Below are 20,555 nucleotides of genomic sequence, written 5' to 3'. Positions count from 1 at the left end.
GGTACCCATCGAAGCCTTGAGGGCTGTCTGACGTAGCGAGATCGCGACCGGCACTTCATCGGGACCCGAATGGTTGAACGAACTTTAGGTTCGCATAACAAGGGAGGGATCGACGAAGATGGTCAAGCATATCACGATCTGTGCCGGTATCGATACCGGCAAACGGAAGCTTGATGTGGCGATCGAAGGCCGCCGCGAGCCGCTGCAGGTGGAGAACACGTCGGAAGGTCACGAGGCTTTGTCGGCGTGGCTGCGACAGCATCGCGTCAAACGCATTGGCATCGAGGCGAGCGGCGGTTACGAACAGCCGGTCGTCGCCGAACTGCGGCGCAAGCGGTTTGTGGTTGTGGTGTTCCAGCCGGCCCAGGTCCGGGCTTATGCCAAATTCCACTTGCAGCGGGCCAAGAACGATAAGATCGATGCCGCTCTTATCGCAGCCTGCACCGCAGCGGTGCGGAAGATCCATGCCGCTCCCGATCCTCGGTTGCTGCCGTTCGCCGAGCAACTGACCATGATCGATCAGATCGGCGAGGATATCGCGCGCCTCAAGAACAGGATCGAGAGCTGCCGCAATGTGAGGATTAACCAGCTCTGGCACGAGGATATCGCTCGCCTGGAGCAACGTGAGAAGGCCGCACTCAAGGCTCTGGTCGCCTCGATCTGCAAGCATCCCGACCTTGCCAGGAGGCTCGCGCTGATCAACAGCGTCGCCGGCATCGGGCTGCCGACCGCCGTTGCCATCCTGGTGCGTCTGCCTGAGATCGGCCGGATCACGCGGGAGCAAGCTGTCGCTCTCGCCGGCCTTGCGCCCTATGACGACGACAGCGGCGACCAGGTCGGTGTTCGGCATATCGAGGGCGGACGAAAGCGGCTGCGTCGCGCTCTTTATACCGCTTCACTGGCTGCATCGTTTCGATGGAATCCGCAGCTCATCCAGCTCTACCGGAGGCTGACCGCAGCCGGAAAGGAACACAAGCGCGCGCTCGTTGCCTGCGCCAGGAAGATGCTCATCTTCGCCAACACGGTGGTAGCTCGCGGCACGCCATGGTGCGGCGAACCGCCGGCGGGATCATTCTCTGTTTCTTAGTTCGACCGGGACGCGTTTCTTCGTCCCGACCTACGGCCCCTCACGACGTCGCGCGCAGCGTCCGTCAAGGATGGCCGTCGTTTGCCCCAACTTCACGCGATCTGCCGCCAGGCCACGCCTTGACGGACGCGAGCACGGCGTCATCATGAAGACGCCGACGACTAAACGGCGTAAAGCACAGCCGCCATTTAATGGTTGCTACGACACCGAGACCTAACGCCGCCCGAACAGCTTCTCGACATCCGCCAGCTTCAGCTCGACATAGGTCGGCCGGCCGTGGTTGCACTGGCCGGAATTCGGCGTCTCCTCCATCTCGCGGAGCAGCGCGTTCATCTCCTCCGGCTTGAGCCGGCGGCCGGCGCGCACCGAGCCGTGGCAGGCCATGGTGGCGGCGACATGCATCAGGCGACGCTCCAGCGGCAGCGCCTCGTCCCATTCGGCCATGTGTTCGGCGAGATCGCGGAGCAAGCCGCCGGCGTTGGTCTTGCCGAGCAGCGACGGTGTTTCGCGCACCGCGACCGCGCCGGGGCCAAAGGATTCGATCGCAAGTCCGAAGGAGGCGAGTTCGTCGCTTCGCGCCAGCAGCCGCTCGACGGTCGCTTCGTCCATCTCGACGATCTCGGGGATCAGCAAGATCTGCCGCTGCACGCCGTTCCTGGCGAGCGAGGCCTTCAGCCGCTCGTAGACGATGCGCTCATGCGCGGCGTGCTGGTCGACGATGATCAGACCGTCGCGGGTCTGTGACACGATATAGGTCTCGTGGATCTGCGTGCGTGCCGCACCGAGCGGACGATCGACGAGGTCGCCGACCGGCTGCGCCTCGAAGCGCACATCCGCGGTCGGCGCGCCGACGTCGAACGTCGCCTGCGCCCGCTCCGCGAAGTCAGGCGCCGCCGCGCCGTCGAATTCCGGCAGCGGTGCCGACGGAAATGCCGGCGAGCTGCGCCAGTCCCAATTGCCGGGGCGCGGCGTGAAGGCCGGCCGGAACGACGAGATCGCAGCGCTGCCGCTGTTGGCCGCCGTGCGGCGTCCCTCGCGCGCCAGCGCCTCCTTCAGCCCGTGCACGATCAAAGCGCGCACCAGGCCGGCGTTGCGGAAGCGCACCTCGGTTTTCGCCGGATGCACATTGGCGTCGACTTCGCGCGGATCGAGCGTGACGAACAGTGCCAGCACCGGATGACGGTCGCGCGGCAGATAGTCGGAATAGGCCGCTCGCACCGCTCCCAAAATCAGCTTGTCGCGCACGGGGCGGCCGTTGACGAACAGATACTGGCCGAGCGCGTTCGCCTTGGTCAGCGCGGGGGCTGCGGCATAGCCGGCGACCACGACGCCGTCGCGCTCGGAATGCACCTCGATGGCGTGGCTGCGAAACTCGGCGCCGAGGATGTCGCCGAGCCGCGTCAGCCGTCCGGCCGCGCCCGGCAATGCCGCGGCCCAGGTGACCGGCGCGCGCTCCTCGCCCGCGAGCGTGAAGGCGATGTCGGGCCGCGCCATCGCGAGCCGCCGCACCACTTCGCGGATCGCCTCGGCTTCGGTGCGATCGGTCTTCAAAAACTTCAGCCGTGCGGGCGTCGCGTAGAAGAGATCGTTGACCTCGACGCGCGTACCGTGGGCAAGCGCCGCCGGCATGATCTCGGATTTCTGGCCGCCTTCGACCGTGAGCGCCCAGGCATGCGGCTCGCTTGCATGACGCGTGGTGATGGCAAGCCGCGCCACCGATCCGATCGAGGGCAGCGCCTCGCCGCGGAACCCCAGCGTGCGGATTTGCAGGAGATCCTCGTCGTCGAGTTTGGAGGTGGCATGGCGTTCGACCGCAAGCGCCAGGTCTTTCGCCGTCATGCCGCTGCCGTCGTCGGTGATGCCGATTCGCCGCCGGCCGCCGCCGTCGGTGAAGACGTCGATCCGGCTCGCGCCGGCATCGATCGCGTTCTCGACGAGCTCCTTGACCACGCTCGCCGGGCGCTCGACCACCTCGCCGGCGGCGATGCGGTTGACGACTTGCTCAGGTAGCTGACGGACGGGCATGGGCTCACTCGATGAGAGTTCCCAGTTTAACCGCGCCGGGTCGCAAATGCATGGGGTAAGTCCGAGCTGCCCACATACCAAATCTAGATCTATGCTGGCTGCATGTTCCCCGCCGCCGCATATGAGATGGACAATTCCGCTAAACCGCCGCGAAATCCCTAAACGATGACCACAGGAAGCGGATTGCATCGCGGTTGCGCCGTTCGCGCAATCTACGCGATGAGTCGGATCTGTGCAGGCGAACGGTGACGTCGAACCGCTCATCGCGAAAAAATCCAGGAGAAATGGATGAAGCTGGTGAAGACCTCAGTGGTTGCATGCGCCCTCTCGGCCCTGCTCGCGGGACCTGTCCTCGCGCAAGGCGTTCCGTCCGACACCAAGTCGCGCGGCGGCGTGCAAAGCAAGAGCCTGCCGGGCAGCGTCTCAGGCGACGACGAAGAGATGAACGCGCAGCCGGGCGCCGCTGGTGAAAAGGCGGGCATGAAGCCGACCAAGAGCACGAAGGGTGCTGTCGGCACGACCGGCAGCGCTGCACGCAAGGGAGCGGTGGACGAACCCGCTTCGGGCAGCACCGCGACCGGCAAGCGCTACTAAAGCGCGATAGCACCCTCCGGTCGCGCCGCGGCCGGAGGTTCTCCTCCACGACCCTGAACCCAACGAAGCTGCAATTTCAGTCGTCGAAGCCGCGGCCGCCACGCCCGGCCTTGACGTCGCTTCGGCGCTTCTTGCCGTCGAGCCGGCGCTGCTTGGAGGCGAAGGTCGGCCGTGTCGCACGGCGCGGCGTCGGCCGCACCATGGCTTCGCGAAGCATTTCGAGCAGACGGTCGATAGCGTCCTGGCGATTGCGCTCCTGGGTGCGGAAACGCTGTGCCTGGATGACGATGACGCTGTCCTTGGTCATGCGCTGGCCGGCGAGCCGTGCAAGCCGCAAGGCAGCGTCTTCCGGCAGGGTCAGCTTGCGCGTGTCGAAGCGCAGTTGGGCAGAGGTTGCGACCTTGTTGACGTTCTGCCCGCCCGGGCCGGAGGCGCGGACAAAGCCGATCTCGATGTCGTCTTCGTCGATCACGAGGTCGCGGGAGATCCGCAGCATGGTGGCACCATCAATCATGCCTCGGTCGAATCCGGGCATCCACGCGCATCATGGAAGACGTGGATGGCCGGGACAAGCCCGGCCATGACGAGACGACGTCAGTTCGACTTCGGCGCCGGCGCTGCGGCCGGCTGCGCCGCGGCCTGCGGGGTGCGGCCGACCACGACGGTGAGCAGGCCCTGGCCCCACAGCCGCTTGGCAGCCTGCTTGGCGTCGTCGAGCGTCACGGCATCAACGATGGCGTTGCGCTTCTCGATATAGTCGATCGGCAGCTTGTCCTGCTGATATTGCAGCAGCGCCTGCGCGAGCTTGGAGGAGGTGTCGAGCGCCAGCATCTGCGAGCCCTTGAGGTAGGACTTGGCCTCGTCGAGCTCCTTCTGCGTCGGGCCTTCCTCGGCGATGCGGCGAACTTCCTTCTCCACCGCATCGAGCGTCTCGCCGGCGCGATCGGCACGGGTGCCGGTGTTGCCGATGAACAGCGCCGAATGCTCCATCCAGAGCAGCGACTCGAACACCGAATAGGCCAGGCCCCGCTTCTCGCGCACTTCGCGATAGAGCCGCGACGACAAACCGCCACCACCCAGGATGTGATTGACGACATAGGCCGCCATGAAATTCGGATCGCTGCGCTTCACGCCGGGGCCGCCGAAGGTGATGACAGTCTGCGGCACGTCGAGCGGCACGAACGCACGCTGCGGCGGTTTGGCCGACTCGACATCGGGCACCGCACTGAGGCTGGCCTTGGCGGGAAGGCTGCCAAAGGTCTGGTCGAGCAGCTTGCCGAGCGTCGCCGGATCGACGTCGCCGACGACGGCGATCTTCAGCGTGTCCCTGGCCAGCACGCGGCGGACATATTCCTTCAGGTCGGGCACCGTGATGGTGGGCACGCTCTCCAGCGTGCCGTTGGTCGGACGGCCATAGGGATGATCGCCGAAGGCGACCTCGAGGAATTTGCGGCTCGCAAGCGAGGTCGGGTTGGTGGTGTCGCGCCGAAGCCCCGCGATCACCTGCGAGCGGATGCGCTCGACGTCGACGGTTTCGAAATGCGGCGAGGTCAGCGCCGATCGCAACAGGTCGAAGGCTTCGTCCTTGTTGTCACGCAGCATCCGCAGGCTGCCGCGGAAAGTGTCGCGGCCGGCCGAGAAGCTGAGTTCGATGGCGCGGCGGTCGAGCCGCTCGTGGAAGGTCTTGGAGTCGAGATCGCCGGAGCCCTCGTCGAGAAGGTCCGCGACCAGATTGGCGGTGCCCGGCTTGTCCTTGGGATCCTGCGCCGCGCCGCCGCCGAATGAATATTCCATGGCGATCAGCGGCACGGTTGCGTCCTGCACGAACCAGGCTTCGATGCCGCCGGGCGAGATCAGGTGCTGGATTTTTGCTGCGGCCTGCGACGGCGAGATTGCGGCGAGCGAGAGCGCCAGGCCGGTGGCAAGGGACAGCGCGGTGCGAAGAAAGGGATAGGTCACGAACGCTTCTCCTCGCGCTTGGCGCTAGTGGTGTCCTTGATCAGATAGCCGGTCACCGAGCGCTTCTTCTCGAGCCATTTCTGCGCGGCAGCGCGCACCTGCTCGGCCGTGACGGCGCGGATGCGATCCGGCCAGCTCCGGATGTCCTCGATCGAGAGCCCGGTGGTCAGCGCACCGCCATACCAGCGTGCCAGCACCGCCTGGTTGTCCTGGGCGTAGATCGCTTCCGCGATGAGCTGGGTCTTCACCCGCTCCAGATCCTCGGCACGGATCGGGTTCTGGATGATGTCGGCGATGACGCCGTCGATCACCTGCTCGACATCAGCGAAGCTGACGCCCTGCTTGGGCGAGGCCGAGATCGCGAACTGGGTCGGGTCGAGCGCGGTAGAGGAATAGCTGGCGCTGGCCGAGACCGCGAGCGGCTTGTCGACGACGAGCGCGCGGTAGAGATAGGAGTTGCTGCCGCTGCCCATCAATTGCGCGAGCACGTCGAGGGCTGCGCTTTCGCCTGCGGCCGCCGTCGTGGCCGACGGCACCAGATAGGTGCGGCGCACGTTGGGCTGCTCGACGCGCGGATCGGCCAGCGTGACCGTGCGCGGCGCGGCCGGCTCCGGCTCCTGCGGACGGACGCGCCGCGCGGGGATGGCGGGCTGCGCCGGGATCGAGCCAAAATTGCGCTCGACCAGCGGTCGGACATCGGCAAGCTCGACGTCGCCGGCGATGATCAGGATGGCGTTGTTCGGCGCGTAGAAGCGGCGGTAGAACGCCAGCGCATCCTCGCGGTCCAGCTTCTCGATCTCCTGGTGCCAGCCGATCACGGGCCGGCCATAGGAATGGTTGAGATAGAGCGCCGCCATGATCTGCTCGCTGAGGCGCGCGTCGGGATTGTTGGCAACCCGCATGTTGTATTCTTCGAGCACGACGTCGCGCTCGGGCAGCACGTTCTCGTCCTTGAGCACGAGGCCGGTCATGCGGTCGGCCTCGAACTCCATCATGGTCGGCAACTGCTCTTTCGGTACGCGCTGGAAGTAGCCGGTGTAGTCGACCGAGGTGAAGGCGTTCTCATTGCCGCCGACGCGGAGCACGGTCTGGGAGAATTCGCCGACCGGATGCTTTTCCGTACCCTTGAACATCAAATGCTCGAGGAAGTGTGCGAGCCCGGACTTGCCGGGCGTCTCGTCGGCCGAGCCGACCTTGTACCAGATCATCTCAGTGACCACGGGCGTGCGGTGGTCGGGGATGACGACCACTTGCAGGCCGTTGCTGAGGGTGAAGCTGGCGGGTGGTGCCGATGTGACCGTGGTCTGGGCAAACGCGCCGCTGGTCGAAACCACACAGGAAAGCAACGCGGCAAGCAGGCAGGCGGCCGAGCGGTTTGAGGACATCATCATCCTTTGAAAGCCCGGACCCAAATGTCCGCGGCGGAAGGCACGGCATCCTATACCGCGCGGTTGACGCATGGCGTCACGAAGCAGAGAACGCGATCAACTTGTACTTAAAAATAGGTCATCTGCCGTTTCCGGCCCACACCGGACGATTGCGGCAGTTCCGCGCGTGCCAAACCTGGAGACGGGGAGGAGCGTTACTGCTCCTTCTCCTTGCCGGACATGACGTCGAAATACGTCTTCTTCGACGTGTCCGGACCGGTGCCATAGGCGTAGTTCGGCGACGGAGTCTGATAGCCTGCCGGCGGCTCGACCAGCGACTGTCGAGGCGGCTCGCTTGTGAACGTTTTTTGCTCGGTCGCGCTGCTGCTCTTGAACATGCCCATGATACCGCCGGTGTAGCCGAGCTCTTGCGGGCTCATCGTCGGATTGCTGGTGTTGGTGCCGGGCGGAAGCGGATCACGGGTCCCGCGTGATGCGGTTGTCGTCCTGCCTTTGTCGAGCTCGCTCGGCGAAAGCGGCTGGGCCGCTTCCCACGGCTGTTGCACCTTGTTGCCGGTGTTGGCCTTCTTCCGTTGCGCCGCCGCTTCCTTGCGCCGCTTTTCGTCGGGATCCTTGGGCCAATTCGGGGCCGCATTCGCCTGCTCGGAGGCCGGCGGCGGCAAGTCCAGCTTCCGCGGGACCACCAGCGGAGAACGCTCGCGATAGTCGACGCCCGGCTTTTCCATGCTCTTGGCGCCGATGCCGGACATCAGATTGTCGATCAGCTTCTCTTCGAAGGTCATGTCGTCTTCGTCATCGTCGCCGGCACGTGCGGCGCCTGCCGACATCACGAGGCCGATGCCGAGCGCGACAGCGGCGAGCTTCAGCGCGCCCAACAACGTTTTGGGGTCTCGAACCATCGAACCGCTGGTCACGGAGCTGCGCATCACTTTACCTATTCCATCGTGTTGCAGATCGCCGCGCCAGGCACGGCTTTAACCCTTGCACGCAAGGTTCCGCTGTCCGGCTCGTATCAGCCGGGATCAGGGCGCTTTTGCGGCGGGTACCCCCAGGAAGGAATCATACAATAGGGCCGCCACGCCGACAACGATCGCTACGTCCGCTAGGTTAAACACGTACCAATTATAGGTTTTTTCGCCGATATCGATGTGAAACAGGGCGAAATCGACCACCGCGCCATAGGCCAGCCGGTCGATGCCGTTCCCGATGGCACCGCCGATGATCAGGCCCAGCGCGATCGTGGCCAGGAGGGTGTGCGAGCGGGCCATCCAGATCGCCAGCGCCACCACGGCGACGACCTTGACGGCCGTCAGCGCAATCTGTCCGGTCGCGCTGTCGGTCTGCAGCAGGCCGTAGCTGATGCCCGTGTTCCAGGCCAGCACCAGGTCGAAGAACGGCGTCACCTTGACCGCGCCATGCCGGGCGATGTCGAACACGTTCAGTAGCCAGAGCTTCGAGGCCTGGTCGAGCACGACCGTGACCACGGCCGCGATGATGCCGGCGCGGACAGGGGTCATGGGCGGGACGACATCAGAGGCCCACCCCCAGCGCCTTCCACTCACGCAACGCCTTGGCGTCGCGCGGGGTGACGTCGGGATAGTCGGGGTCTTCGCCGACCGTGGGCAGGATCTTCCAGCAGCGGGCGCACTTGGTGCCGACAGCCTTCTCGACGACGACGGCGACACCAGGGACACCGTCGAGCTTGAATGCGCCCGTCGGCGCCTCGCCCTCGTGCACCTCATAGCTCGAGGTGATGCAGACTTCGGCGAGATCGACGTCGAACAGTGTGCCCAGCATTGCGCGATCGGCCACGTAGATGATCGGAGATGCTTCGAGCGACGAGCCGATGGTCTTGGCGGCACGCGCGAGCTCGAGCGCGCCGGTGACGACGCGGCGGACGTTGCGGATCGTCTCCCACTTCGCGGCCAGCTTGTCGTCGCGGAATTTCTCCAGCCCGACCGGGAACAGCGTGAGATGCACCGAGGGCTCGGCATCCGGGCGATACATCCGCCAGCCTTCCTCCGCGGTGAAGCTCAACACCGGCGCGAGCCATTTCAGAATGGCGTCGCACAACAGGTTGATCGTGGTCAGCGCCGCCTTGCGCGTCAGCGAGGACGGCGGATCGCAGTAGAGCGTGTCCTTGCGGATATCGAAATAGAACGCGGAGAGCTCGCTGTTGAGGAATGCCGACAACGTCGCGACCACGGTCTTGTAGTCGAACGCTTCGTAGGCCTTGCGGATGGTGTCGGCGCGGACCGAAAGCTCGTGCAGCATCAGTCGCTCGAGCTCGGGCATCTCGGCAGGCGCGACCGCGTCGGCGGCCTTGTAGTGATGCAGCGTGCCGAGCATCCAGCGCACGGTGTTGCGCAGCTTGCGGTAGGTCTCGACCGTGTTCTTCAGGATCTCCGGGCCGATGCGCTGGTCGTCGGTGTAGTCGCAGGACGCGACCCAGAGCCGCAGGATATCGGCGCCGGATTCCTTGATGACGGCCTGCGGCTCGATGGTGTTGCCGAGCGACTTCGACATCTTGCGGCCGTCCTCGGCCTGGGTGAAGCCGTGGGTCAGCACGATGTCGTAGGGCGCGCGGCCGCGCGTGCCGCAGCTTTCCAGCAGCGAGGAGTGGAACCAGCCGCGATGCTGGTCCGAGCCTTCCAGATACATCACGGTGTCCTTGCCACCGTCGACCTTGCGCTTGATGCCGGCAAGGCCGGGGAATTGCGCGGGATCGTCCAGCACGAAGGCGTGCGTCGAGCCGGAATCGAACCAGACGTCGAGGATGTCGTCGACCTTCTGCCAGTCCTCGTTGGCACGCGAACCCAGGAAGCGCTCGCGCGCGCCTTCCATGTACCAGGCGTCGGCGCCTTCCTTCTCGAAGGCGTCGCCGATGCGGGCGTTGATGGCGTCGTCCTGTAGGATCTCGGCGGAGCCATCGCCCTTCTCGCGCACGAACACGGCGATCGGCACGCCCCAGGCGCGCTGGCGCGAGATCACCCAGTCCGGGCGCGCCTCGATCATGCCGTTGATGCGGTTCTGGCCCGACGGCGGCACCCATTGCGTCACCGAGATCGCATGCAGGGCACGGGCGCGCAGCGTGTCGCCGGACTTGGCCTTGCCATCGCTGGCAATATCCTTGTCCATCGCGATGAACCATTGCGGCGTGTTGCGGAAGATCACCGGCTTCTTGGAGCGCCAGGAATGCGGATATTGATGCTTCAGCCGGCCGCGCGCGAGCAGCATGCCGGCGTCAGCCAGCGCCTTGATCACGGCGTCGTTCGCGTCGCCCTTCTCGCCCTTGTCATTGATGACGCGCCTTCCGGCAAAGCCCGGCGCATGATCGGTATAGGCGCCGTTCTCGTCGACGGTGTAGGGGATCGCGCTGTTGATGTCGCGCGCGTCCAGTTCACGCGTATTCGCCATCCAGACGTCAAAGTCTTCGCGGCCGTGGCTGGGCGCGGTGTGCACGAAGCCGGTACCGGTGTCGTCGGTGACGTGGTCGCCGGGCAGAAGCGGCACGGTGAAGCCGTAGCCGCCGCCGAGGCCCTTGAGCGGATGGGCGCATTCGATCGCGTCCATGGTGTCGCCGGGGATGTCGCGGACCTTCTCGAAAGCCGTCACCCGCGCCTGCTTGAACACGTCTGCGGCGAGCGCGTCGGCCAGGATCAGCATGTCGCCGGTCTTGGCCCAGTTGTCGGCGGGTGCATCCGTCACCTTGTAGAGGCCATAGGCGATCTTCGGTGAGAACGAGATGGCGCGGTTGCCGGGCAGCGTCCACGGCGTGGTGGTCCAGATCACGACGCTTGCGGAGGCAAGCGCGCCGTGCGCCGGCGAGGTGACCGGGAATTTCACCCACACCATATCCGAGGTGTAGTCCTCGTATTCGACCTCGGCCTCGGCGAGCGCGGTCTTCTCGACCACGCTCCACATCACCGGCTTGGAGCCGCGATAGAGCGTGCCGTTGGCGGCGAACTTCATCAGCTCGCGCGCGATCTGCGCTTCGGCCGGATAGGTCATGGTTGCGTAGGGATGGGCCCAATCGCCGATCACGCCGAGCCGCTTGAACTCCTCGCGCTGGATGTTGAGCCAGTGCGTGGCATAGGCGCGGCATTCGCGGCGGAAGGCGACCATCGCGGCACTGTCGCGGAAGTCGGGCTTCTGCTTGCCCTTCTTGCGATAGTTCTCCTCCTCGACCTTCCACTCGATCGGCAGGCCGTGACAATCCCAGCCCGGCACGTAGTTGGAATCGAAGCCGAGCATCTGCTGGCTCTTGGTGACGAGATCCTTGAGGATCTTGTTCAGCGACGTGCCGATATGGATGTTGCCGTTGGCGTAGGGCGGGCCGTCATGCAGCACGAATTTTTCGCGGCCCTTCGCGGCCTCGCGCAGCTTCTCGTAGAGGCCGATTTCGTACCAGCGCTTGAGGATCTCGGGCTCGCGCTGCGGCAGGCCGGCCCGCATCGGGAACTCGGTCTGCGGCAGGAACAGGGTTTTTGAATAGTCTTTGGCGTCGGACTTTTGCGGCTTATCGGACATGAAGATGACTGGCTCGGAAGGGCGCGAGGACGCGCAAGGCGACTGGAATCGCGGGTGAAAACGAGGAAATCCCGGTCTTGCGCCGAGCCTGATGGCTCAGACGGAAGCCGGGCCGCTAATCCCTATGATGCGCCGCGCAAACATGGGCTCTCCATAGCAGGGGGCCCGGGATTTCGCAAAGGGCAGGGACCGCCCGAGGCCGCCTCAATCGATGGTCCCGAGCTTCGGGAAGGCATCCGGGGCGGCGGCCAAAAGGCGCCGTGCCTGGGCCGAATCCTGGTCCATTTGGCCGATCAGCGCGTCGATACCATCGAATTTCAGCTCCTCGCGGATGAAGCCGATGAAGGCGCAGTCCAGCTCCTGGCCGTAGAGGTCCCCCTTGAAGTCGAACAGGAAGATTTCGAGCAGCGGCGCGCCGTTGTCGAAGGTCGGACGGCGGCCAAAACTCGCCACGCCGTCGAGGCGCACCTGGTCCTTTCCCTGGCCGCGGCCGACCCGCACGGCATAGATGCCGTGCTTGAGCCCGCAATTGGCATCTAAGCGGATATTCGCGGTGGGATAGCCGAGATCGCGGCCGCGCTTCTCGCCATGGATGACCTCGCCGGTCACGAACCAGGGCGCGCTGAGCATGGCGGTGGCTTCGTCGAGCTGCCCCTCGGCCAGCGCCATCCGGATCGCGCTGGAGGAGACCGGCCGCTCGTCGATATCGACATGCGCCTGCACGTCGACCTCGATGCCGAGCCGCGGCGCCTCACTCACAAGAAGGCTCGGGGAGCCAACCCGGCCCTTGCCGAAATGGAAGTCGTAGCCGACCGCGATCCCGCTGACGCCGAGCCGGCCGATCAGGTCATGGTGAATGAAATCTTGTGCCGAGGTCCCTGCGCGGCCCTTGTCGAAGGTCATGACCACGGCGCCGGAAAGCCCAGTGCCGGCCAGCAGCCGCAGCTTGGCGCGTTCGTCGGTGAGGCGGAATTGCGGGGTGGTCGGGCTGAAAAACCGGCGCGGATGCGGCTCGAAAGTCAGCGCAAAAGCCGGGCGGCCATGGGCCCGGCCCATCTCCAGGGCGGCCGCGATCACCGCGCGATGGCCGAGATGAACGCCGTCGAAATTGCCCATGGCCACGACCGCGCCTTTCGGGATTTCGGAGGCCGGCGTCTGGTCGCGGATAACCGTAAAATGCGGAGCCATCAGGGGAATCTCAAGCCGGTCAGGTCGGGCCGGGACCGTGGCGTGACGCGCTGGGCGAAGTCAAGCGGGAGATGCGACCGGATTGCACGGGATTTCCATCCTTTCCCGAAGGGGCCAGTTAACGCGCTGTTTAACGCCTTGGTGCTAGTCCTTGGTCTTGGAACTGTGGGGCGCTGGGTCCGGCAGTTCGTTCGTTCATATTTCCTAGTTGCGTTGGGGGAGTCGAGATGGCGGTTGATTTGTCGATGCCGGTTCTGGTCGTTGATGACTACAGCACCATGATCCGCATCATTCGGAATCTGCTGAAGCAGCTTGGCTTCGATAATATCGATGATGCCAGCGACGGCTCGGCGGCGCTGAACAAGATGCGCGGCAAGAAGTACGGGCTCGTGATTTCCGATTGGAACATGGAGCCGATGACGGGCTACGACCTGCTGCGCGAAGTGCGGGCCGATCCCAACCTCGCCACCACGCCCTTCATCATGATCACGGCGGAATCCAAGACCGAGAACGTGATCGCGGCCAAGAAGGCCGGCGTGAACAACTACATCGTCAAGCCGTTCAACGCGGCGACGCTGAAGACCAAGATCGAGGCGGTCTTCCCGGATATGGCGAGCGCGTAAGCGCGCATCGAAGCCATCGGATGAATTCGGAAAGCCCGGGCTTGGCCCGGGCTTTCTGCGTTGAACTCGTCATTCCGGGTCGCCCGAAGGGCGAACCCGGAATCTCGAGATTCCGGTTCGCGTCTTCGACGCGCCCCGGAATGACGGTCGGGCGTCACCACTTCAATTCGCGGATCAGCGCCTTCGGCGGATGGCCGAACAATTCCATCACGGAGGCCGGGTCGAGCTGGTCGAGGCCTTCGAATTCCTCCGAATGGATGCCGCGGGTCACGAACAGGCAGTCGATGCCGAATTCGCGTGCGCCGGTGAGATCGGTGCGGACAGAATCGCCGATCGCCAGCACGCGCTTGCGATCGATCGTATGGCCCTGCCGCTCGCCGGCAAGCGCCATCGCGCGCTCATAGATCGGCCGGTGCGGCTTGCCGTAGAAGATCACCTCGCCGCCGAGCTCGCGATAGAGCTCGGCAATGGCGCCGGCGCAGTAGATCAGCCGGTCGCCGCGCTCGACCACGATGTCGGGATTGGCGCAGACCAGCGTCAGCTTGCGCTCGCGCGCCTTGAGCATCATGCCGCGATAATCTTCCGCGGACTCGGTCTCGTCGTCATAGAGGCCGGTGCAGACGATGTAGTCGGCTTCTTCCAGCGGCGCGAGCTGCGCATTGAGGCCGCGATAGATCGAATTGTCGCGCTCGGGTCCGAGCCAGAACATTTTGCGGCCGGGATGGTCGGCGACGTAGAGCCGCGTCAGGTCTCCGGAGGAGACGATCGCGTCATAGGTCTCGTCAGCGACGCCGAGCTTGCGCAACTGCCGCTGCACCGAATCCGCCGGACGCGGCGCGTTGGTGATCAGGATGACCGTGCCGCCCTGGCTGCGGTAGGTGTGCAGCGCCTCGCAGGCCTCCGGAAATGACTCGAGCCCGTTATGCACCACGCCCCAGATGTCGCTGAGCACGACGTCCACGCCGCTCGTGAGCTCGCGCAGGCGCTCGACGAAATGCAACGTGGTCATGATGCGAGCGGCCGATCAGATGCGGCGCGCGAGCGCTGCGTTGCCGGTCGCGCGGTGCGGCGTGGTTGCCGTCTCGCCTGAGCTGGATATGCCCGAGCCATGTGATCCCTGGTCTGATCCTTGAGGTTCCTGCGCCTGGTTCGGCAGGGCCCCGGCGGTAGCAGATGCCCCTTCCGGCCGCAATGGCCGGGGCGGTGCGAACAGAAAACCCTGACCGAACCGTACGTCATAATCGAGCAGGTCGACCACGGCGCGCTCGCCCTCGATCCGCTCGGCGATCAGGTCGATGCCGAACCGGCCGAGCAGGTCGGAGAGGTCGGAGGGATGGATGTCCGAGGTCGAGGCCTGCCTCGGATCGAGCAGCAGCGACGCCGGCACCTTGATGAAGCGCACGCCGCGGTCGGCAAGCTCGCGCGGCTCGATCCGCAGATCCGTGACGTGGTCGATCGAGAAGCGGAAGCCGCGCTGGGCCAGCGCTGCGAGATTCTCCGTCTCGGCAGGGCCGAGATTGCGGAATGTCGACTGCTTGAACTCGAGCACCAGCGCCGGCGCCAGCGCCCGGTTGGCTTCGAGGAAGTCGAGGCACTGCGAGAAGGTCGTGGAATTGCCGAGCGTGGAGGCGGCGACGTTGCAGAACACGCCGACATCCTTGTTGCGCACCATCAGGCGGCGCAGCACCTGGACGCAGCGCAGCATCACCATGTTGTCGATGCGGCCGATCAGGCCGGAGGCTTCCGCAACTGAAATGAACTCCTCGGCGGCAATCAGTTGATCGCGCTCGTCGCGCAGTCGCGTCACCGCCTCGTAGAAGCGCACCTTGCGCTGCGGCAGCGTCACCATCGGCTGCAGGAAGATGTCGATGCGGCTCTCGTCGACGGCGCTGCGCAAGGTCGCCAGCATCTGGGTCTGGTTGCGGGCCCCTGTGGCCTCCGCGATGGGAGCGGCAGGCGTTGCGGCCGGCACCGGCTGCGGAACGGCCGACTTCGTTTCGGCGGCAGCAGCCGGCTCCTTGGGGGTATTCGCCACGGGCTGGGCGAGCGGCGCGGCCACCGCCTGCGGCGCGCCGGTCGTCGTGAGCAGATCCTCATGCGCCGACACGGTCGCGGCGAGTTGCTTGACGAGGCCGCCGAGCTCGTTGATCTCGCCGACCACGGACTGCACCCGGTCGGCATTGGTCGAATTGGCCGACGCCACGCGTCCCTCGACCGCGGCCAGTCTGCGGCCGAATTCGGCAACCTGACGGGCGAGGTCGGCGGTGCCGCGCGACAGATCGGCGATCTGGCTGCCGACGTCGCTGCGGTCGCGCAGGCGCATCGAGACGGCGTTGTAGAGAATCAGGAAGGTCAGCGCGGTCAGCGCCACGATCGCGGATTCCGTTCCGCTGATCCCGGCGACCGAGTAGAGCGCCAGGCCGAGCGAGGCGGCAACAAGCACCATGCAGATGGCGATGAAGATCGTCGAAATGCGAATCATGCCGCGCGCTACGCCCTCAAGTGCTGACTGCCCCACCCGGGAAAACACGGGCTCTTCAGCCGTGCTCATCTCTTGCGCTTCCCCAAGCGCTGCAACCTTAACATCAATGTTGATTCGAGGGGATAGCGGCGTCGCGCCGAGCATGATCCGGAAAAGTGTGTAGCGGTTTTCCGAAAAAGATCATGCTCAAACAAGGAATCCTACGTGAGGCCCGCGCGGCGGAAACCTTCCAGGTAGCGCTCGCGATCGGCGGCAAGCCGGATCGGCATGAACTCGGCGATCCAGCCGAGCGAGATGTTGGGCTGGGCGCGCCGCAGTTCCTGCAGGGCATCGCGGGCGAGCTCGGTCTTTTCAGCCATACCGGCGGCCGCCGTCAGCACCCGGTGCGCGCCGACGAAATCGCTGCGTTGTCGCAACGCCTCGTGGGCCAGCCGGATCGCCTCCTCATAGTCCTCGCCGAGGAAGCGGGCATAGGCGGCGATGCCGAAATAGACCGGTGCGTAGGGATCGCGCGGACTGAGGCGGATGGCGCGGCGCGCCGCCTCGTCGGCATCCTGCCAGCGGCCGCAATAGCTGAGCGCGAGGCCGTGATAGCCCTGCGCCAGCGCAAAATTCGGGTTGAGCCGCAACGCGGTCTGGAACTCGGCGAGCGCATCCTCGAACCGCCGGGCGAACAGATGGACGTGGCCGAGCGCGTTGTGGGCCCAGGGATCCTCGCCGTCGGCGCGGATCGCGGCCGTGGCGGCGCGCTCGGCGAGCGGCAGTGCCATGGCCATCTCCATCCAGCCCATATGGGCCGCGAACATGTAACTGGTGCCGAGCAGCCCGAGCGCCTTGCCGTAATCGGGGTCGAGCGCGATGGCCTTTTCCAGCAGGGCCTGGGCGACGACATGGTCCTGCCGCGTCACCCGCCAGTAGTGCGACAGCGCGCGCATCACGAGGTCCCAGGCGTCCAGGCTGCCCGGCGGCTTGCGCTGGGCGCGAAAATTCTCGGCCGCATAGAGCTGCGGCTCGATCGCGGCGACGATGGCTTCGGTGATCTCGTCCTGCACCGCGAAGACGTCGGCGAGCTTGCGGTCGTAGCGCTCGGCCCAGAGATGGCTGCCAGTCGCAACGTCGTTGAGCTGGGCGGTGATGCGCACGCGCTCGCCACCCTTGCGCACGCTGCCCTCGACGACGTAGCGGACCCCGAGTTCCTCCGCGATCTGGCGCAGGTGCACGGCGCGGCCCTTGTAGATGAAGGAGGAGTTGCGGGCGATGACGAAGAACCAGCGCAGCTTCGACAGCGCGGTGATGATGTCCTCGCTGATGCCGTCCGAAAAATAGTCCTGCTCGATCTCGCCGCTGAGATTGGTGAAGGGCAGCACGGCGATGGCGGGGCGATCTGGGAGCGGCAGGCCGGCCGACGTCCCGTCGCCCGGCTTGGCCGGCGGCACGGGCTGGACCTTGGGCGTTTCGACGACTTCGCCGACGAAGCGGACGCCCTTGCGGGCCACGGTGCGGATCAGCCGCTGCTCCTCGCCGGTGTCGTTGATCGCGCGCCGTGCCGCGTTGATGCGGCTTGCCAGCGTCGATTCCGAGACGACGCGGCCGTTCCAGATCGCATCGAGCAAATTGTCCCGCGTCACCACGCGATCGCGGTTGCGAACGAGATAGGTCAGGAGATCGAAAACCTGCGGCTCGAGCGCGACGAGGGTACCTGCGCGTCGCAATTCGCGGCGCTCGAAATCCAGCGCAAAATCCTCGAACTGGAACGCCACGCGTCGCTCGGCTCCCGGCCAAAAATCAAGGCGCCCTCAACGTAAAATAACGCAGGCCTCAAGGCCAGCGGACGGCGTGCGCCCTATCGTCCCGGCGTGTCCAACCCAGGGAGTTTGCCCATGTCGACATCCGCCGCCCTCAACCAGCCCGTCGTAGCCCAGCCGGATCTCTCCGCCGTCAAGCAGCGCCAGCATGGCGCCTGGTCGTCCGGCGATTATGCCGTCGTCGGCACCACCTTGCAGATCGTCGGCGAACAGCTTTGCGAGGCGCTCGATCTGCGCGCCGGCAGCAAGGTGCTCGATGTCGCCGCCGGCAACGGCAATGTGACGCTGGCCGCGGCCCGCCGCTGGTGCGATGTGACCTCCACCGACTACGTGCCGGCGCTGCTCGAACGCGGCCGCGAGCGGGCGGCGGCCGAGCATCTCAGGATCGAATTCCGCGAGGCCGACGCCGAAGCGCTGCCGTTTGCCGATGCCACCTTCGACGTCGTGCTGTCGACCTTCGGTGTGATGTTCACCCCGGACCAGGACAAGGCAGCGTCCGAGCTGGCGCGCGTCTGCAGGTCGGGCGGCAAGATCGGGCTCGCGAACTGGACGCCGCAGGGTTTTATCGGCCAGCTCTTCAAAACGATCGGCAAACACCTGCCGCCGCCCGCCGGCGTGAAGTCGCCGGCCTTGTGGGGCACCAAGGCGCGCCTTGAGGAGATGTTCGGTCGAACCGCATCGGAAATATCAGCCGAACCGCGCATGTTCGTGTTCCGCTATCGCTCGCCGGACCATTGGCTCGACGTGTTCAAGAGTTTTTACGGGCCGATGCTGAAGGCCTTTGCCGCGCTTGACGCCAACGGTCAGGCGGCGCTCAAGCGCGACCTGCTGGCGCTGGTCGGCGAGTTCAACCATGCCGAGGACGGCACGGTGGTGGTGCACAGCGAATATCTCGAAGCCGTCATCACCAAGCGCTGAGCCGCGGCAGAGATCGGGTCAGGCCGGAGCATATCCGGCCTGATCTCGAAGCTAGAGCATGATCCGGAAAGTGTGCAGCGGTTTTCCCTCGCGACAAACGCGGAACGCGTTTGCGCGGAGATCATGCTCAAACAAGAAGCTAAAGCGCGATGACGATCAACTGAACTCATCGCGCTTTAGGATGGTGCTGCGGCGCCGACCGTATCGGCCGAGACCGCCTCGCGGCTGCCGAGCGGCTTGGGTTGCCCGGTGGTGGTGTCGCGCAAGGTCTGCCGCTCGAGCTCGGAATTCAGCTCGGCCCCGAACATGACCACAATCGCGGACATCCACATCCACATCATCAACCCGATCGCCGCACCGAGCGAGCCGTAGGTGGCGTTGTAATTTGCGAACTCCGACAGATACCAGGACAACAGCGCAGAGCCTGCGATCCAGAGGATGGTGGCGGTCAATGCGCCGATGCTCAGCCACTGCCAGCGCGGCGCGTCGCGGCTTGGCGCAAAGCGGTAGAGGATGGCAAGCGCCGCCAGCAAAATGACGAACAGAAGCGGCCACCGCGCCAACGCGACGATCAGCTTGCTCTCGGGCCCCAGCCCCAGATGGTTCAGCGCAAGCGGGAAGGCGACCACCGCCGCCACCATCAGCAGAAGCGCCACGATCCCGCCGATCGTGAAGGCCAGCGACACCAGATTGAGGCGGACGAAGCTGCGCTTCTCGCGCTCCTCATAGGCGACGTTGAGCGCGTCGATGATGGCTTTGACGCCGGCATTGGCGCTCCAGATCGCGAGCAGGAGGCCGAACAGGAAGGCGACACCAAGCTGGGTGTTGCCCTTGGCGAGCACGCGCGCGACCTGGTCTTCGACGATCTGGAACGCGCCGTCCGGCAGCATCATGGCGAGCGTCTGGAGATTGGCTGATATCGTCGAGGGGTCCGCGAGCAGGCCATAGGAGGATACAAGCGCGGTGACGGCGGGAAAGACCGCGAGCAGCCCGAAGAACACCACACCGCCCGCGGTTGCAAGCAGGCGGTCCTCGTCGATGCGCTGATAGGTGCGCCAGAGAATGTCCTTCCAGCCGGTCCAGGGAATATGGAATGGGCTTGTCGAGCGACGGCCATGTCCGGGTTGCGCGAGTGCGCGCACGGGATTGGCCTCGGGCGAATTGCCCTCATCGTTACGGCGCGCCGCGACGGAGCCGGATCTCGACGTGACATAGTCCCCGAAGTAGCGTTCGGCCGTCAGCACGAAGATGGTTGTGGCGGCGACCAGGAGCCAGCTGTCGAGTTCGCTGGAGCGCCGCAGCGTCATCATGCGTCCAATTCGCGGCTGTGGCGGCGCCGGCGCGCCGCGGTCAATCCCAGGAGGCCGACGGCCGCGAGCATCAAGCCAAGCTGCAGCGGCCGGTTGCCGCGCGCCCGCGAGGTTCCGTTGCGATGGCCCTTCTCGCCGGGTGCGAGCGGCACCAGGGGAATCGTGGTGGCGACCTCCTTCACGGCCTCCTTGACCGTACCGCGCGGAATTCGGGGCGTTGCGATCGCGACGCGCAGGCGGCTGGCAAGCGGAACGATGGTCTTCGGCCGGCGCTTCATTTGTGCCATCGCAACACCAGCAAGGATCGCAGCCAGTACCAGCAGCACCGCGCCGACGGCGCCAAAACCCCAGAACATCCCGTAGGTAAGCTCGACCCAGCGGAACAGCGCCATCAGCCCGACGAAGAAGGCGGCGAGGACGAACACGCCCGCAACCGCGAACAGCCCCGCGGCCGTCGCGTAAGACGTCACCCGGCCGCCGGCTTGGCTGGCGCGGTCACGCAGATAGGATCGCGTGGCGCGCTTGAGGTGATTGATCTTGAGTGCCACGCCGGCGCGCAGCAATTCGCCCGATGGCGCAAGCATGCGGACATCCTCCGACGAAAAGAAAATTCTTCGAGGATGAACGTGGCGCGGTTTGAGTTGTT

17 protein-coding genes are annotated in these 20,555 nt (G+C 65.5%); 4 read left to right on the top strand and 13 right to left on the bottom strand.

Features of this window, described 5'->3' with window-relative positions:
• The first annotated feature begins 118 nt into the window (after window positions 1-118).
• Window positions 119-1,087, top strand: coding sequence for an IS110 family RNA-guided transposase (locus KUF59_RS36900; protein WP_212457421.1), 969 nt, complete (start codon window positions 119-121; stop codon window positions 1,085-1,087).
• Window positions 1,088-1,300: 213 nt separating this feature from the next.
• Here the strand turns inward: KUF59_RS36900 and mutL are convergent, their stop codons facing one another.
• A complete protein-coding gene (mutL, locus tag KUF59_RS36895) occupies window positions 1,301-3,112 on the bottom strand; it encodes a DNA mismatch repair endonuclease MutL (RefSeq protein WP_212462344.1) in 1,812 nt (603 codons plus the stop codon).
• A gap of 288 nt (window positions 3,113-3,400) precedes the next feature.
• Between mutL and KUF59_RS36890 the strand changes: the two genes are divergently transcribed.
• Window positions 3,401-3,706: a hypothetical protein gene (locus tag KUF59_RS36890; RefSeq protein WP_212462343.1), complete on the top strand. Its 306-nt coding sequence runs from the start codon at window positions 3,401-3,403 to the stop codon at window positions 3,704-3,706.
• Between the two features lie 76 nt (window positions 3,707-3,782).
• On the opposite strand, the gene arfB is transcribed toward KUF59_RS36890, so the two are convergent.
• The 7 genes from arfB to KUF59_RS36855 all read right to left on the bottom strand — a co-directional run bounded on the left by arfB (window position 3,783) and on the right by KUF59_RS36855 (window position 12,771).
• The gene (arfB, locus tag KUF59_RS36885) at window positions 3,783-4,202 is read right to left on the bottom strand and encodes an alternative ribosome rescue aminoacyl-tRNA hydrolase ArfB (protein ID WP_212462353.1); all 420 of its coding nucleotides are present in this window, start codon (window positions 4,200-4,202) and stop codon (window positions 3,783-3,785) included.
• Between the two features lie 98 nt (window positions 4,203-4,300).
• Window positions 4,301-5,665 (bottom strand): M16 family metallopeptidase, encoded by a 1,365-nt coding sequence (locus KUF59_RS36880; RefSeq protein WP_212462342.1) that lies wholly within the window; start codon window positions 5,663-5,665, stop codon window positions 4,301-4,303.
• A complete protein-coding gene (locus tag KUF59_RS36875; RefSeq protein ID WP_408918132.1) occupies window positions 5,662-7,053 on the bottom strand; it encodes a M16 family metallopeptidase in 1,392 nt (463 codons plus the stop codon). The genes KUF59_RS36880 and KUF59_RS36875 overlap by 4 nt, the downstream gene beginning before the upstream one ends.
• Window positions 7,054-7,247: 194 nt before the next feature.
• Window positions 7,248-7,979, bottom strand: a complete 732-nt coding sequence (locus KUF59_RS36870) for a hypothetical protein (RefSeq protein ID WP_212462351.1) — start codon at window positions 7,977-7,979, stop codon at window positions 7,248-7,250.
• A gap of 96 nt (window positions 7,980-8,075) precedes the next feature.
• On the bottom strand, window positions 8,076-8,570 hold the full coding sequence (gene lspA / locus KUF59_RS36865) for a signal peptidase II (RefSeq protein ID WP_212462341.1): 495 nt from the start codon (window positions 8,568-8,570) through the stop codon (window positions 8,076-8,078).
• A 13-nt stretch (window positions 8,571-8,583) separates the two neighbouring features.
• Complete coding sequence (gene ileS / locus KUF59_RS36860; RefSeq protein WP_212462340.1) at window positions 8,584-11,583, bottom strand: isoleucine--tRNA ligase; 3,000 nt, start codon at window positions 11,581-11,583, stop codon at window positions 8,584-8,586.
• Window positions 11,584-11,787: 204 nt separating this feature from the next.
• A complete protein-coding gene (locus tag KUF59_RS36855; RefSeq protein ID WP_212462339.1) occupies window positions 11,788-12,771 on the bottom strand; it encodes a bifunctional riboflavin kinase/FAD synthetase in 984 nt (327 codons plus the stop codon).
• Between the two features lie 227 nt (window positions 12,772-12,998).
• Between KUF59_RS36855 and KUF59_RS36850 the strand changes: the two genes are divergently transcribed.
• Window positions 12,999-13,394: a response regulator gene (locus KUF59_RS36850; protein WP_027551917.1), complete on the top strand. Its 396-nt coding sequence runs from the start codon at window positions 12,999-13,001 to the stop codon at window positions 13,392-13,394.
• A 154-nt stretch (window positions 13,395-13,548) separates the two neighbouring features.
• Here KUF59_RS36850 and KUF59_RS36845 read toward each other — a convergent pair whose 3' ends face one another.
• From KUF59_RS36845 to KUF59_RS36835, 3 genes are all read right to left on the bottom strand, one after another.
• A complete protein-coding gene (locus KUF59_RS36845; protein ID WP_212462338.1) occupies window positions 13,549-14,403 on the bottom strand; it encodes a TIGR01459 family HAD-type hydrolase in 855 nt (284 codons plus the stop codon).
• Window positions 14,404-14,418: 15 nt separating this feature from the next.
• Window positions 14,419-15,876, bottom strand: coding sequence for an EAL domain-containing protein (locus tag KUF59_RS36840; RefSeq protein WP_212462350.1), 1,458 nt, complete (start codon window positions 15,874-15,876; stop codon window positions 14,419-14,421).
• Window positions 15,877-16,076: 200 nt separating this feature from the next.
• Window positions 16,077-17,636: a winged helix-turn-helix domain-containing tetratricopeptide repeat protein gene (locus tag KUF59_RS36835; RefSeq protein WP_212462337.1), complete on the bottom strand. Its 1,560-nt coding sequence runs from the start codon at window positions 17,634-17,636 to the stop codon at window positions 16,077-16,079.
• Between the two features lie 120 nt (window positions 17,637-17,756).
• On the opposite strand from KUF59_RS36835, the gene KUF59_RS36830 reads away from it, so the two are divergent.
• Window positions 17,757-18,599 (top strand): class I SAM-dependent methyltransferase, encoded by an 843-nt coding sequence (locus KUF59_RS36830; protein WP_212462336.1) that lies wholly within the window; start codon window positions 17,757-17,759, stop codon window positions 18,597-18,599.
• 176 nt (window positions 18,600-18,775) lie between these two features.
• On the opposite strand, the gene KUF59_RS36825 is transcribed toward KUF59_RS36830, so the two are convergent.
• Together KUF59_RS36825 and KUF59_RS36820 are read right to left on the bottom strand one after the other, a co-directional pair.
• A complete protein-coding gene (locus KUF59_RS36825; protein WP_212462349.1) occupies window positions 18,776-19,906 on the bottom strand; it encodes a YihY/virulence factor BrkB family protein in 1,131 nt (376 codons plus the stop codon).
• Window positions 19,906-20,493, bottom strand: a complete 588-nt coding sequence (locus KUF59_RS36820) for a phage holin family protein (RefSeq protein ID WP_212462335.1) — start codon at window positions 20,491-20,493, stop codon at window positions 19,906-19,908. Before KUF59_RS36820 ends, KUF59_RS36825 begins: the two co-directional genes overlap by 1 nt.
• Window positions 20,494-20,555 lie beyond the last annotated feature (62 nt).

Source organism: Bradyrhizobium arachidis, from assembly GCF_024758505.1.
GTDB classification, from domain to species: domain Bacteria; phylum Pseudomonadota; class Alphaproteobacteria; order Rhizobiales; family Xanthobacteraceae; genus Bradyrhizobium; species Bradyrhizobium manausense_C.
Note: the sequence above shows the minus strand (reverse complement) of the source record. Positions and strands in the feature narration are given on the sequence as shown.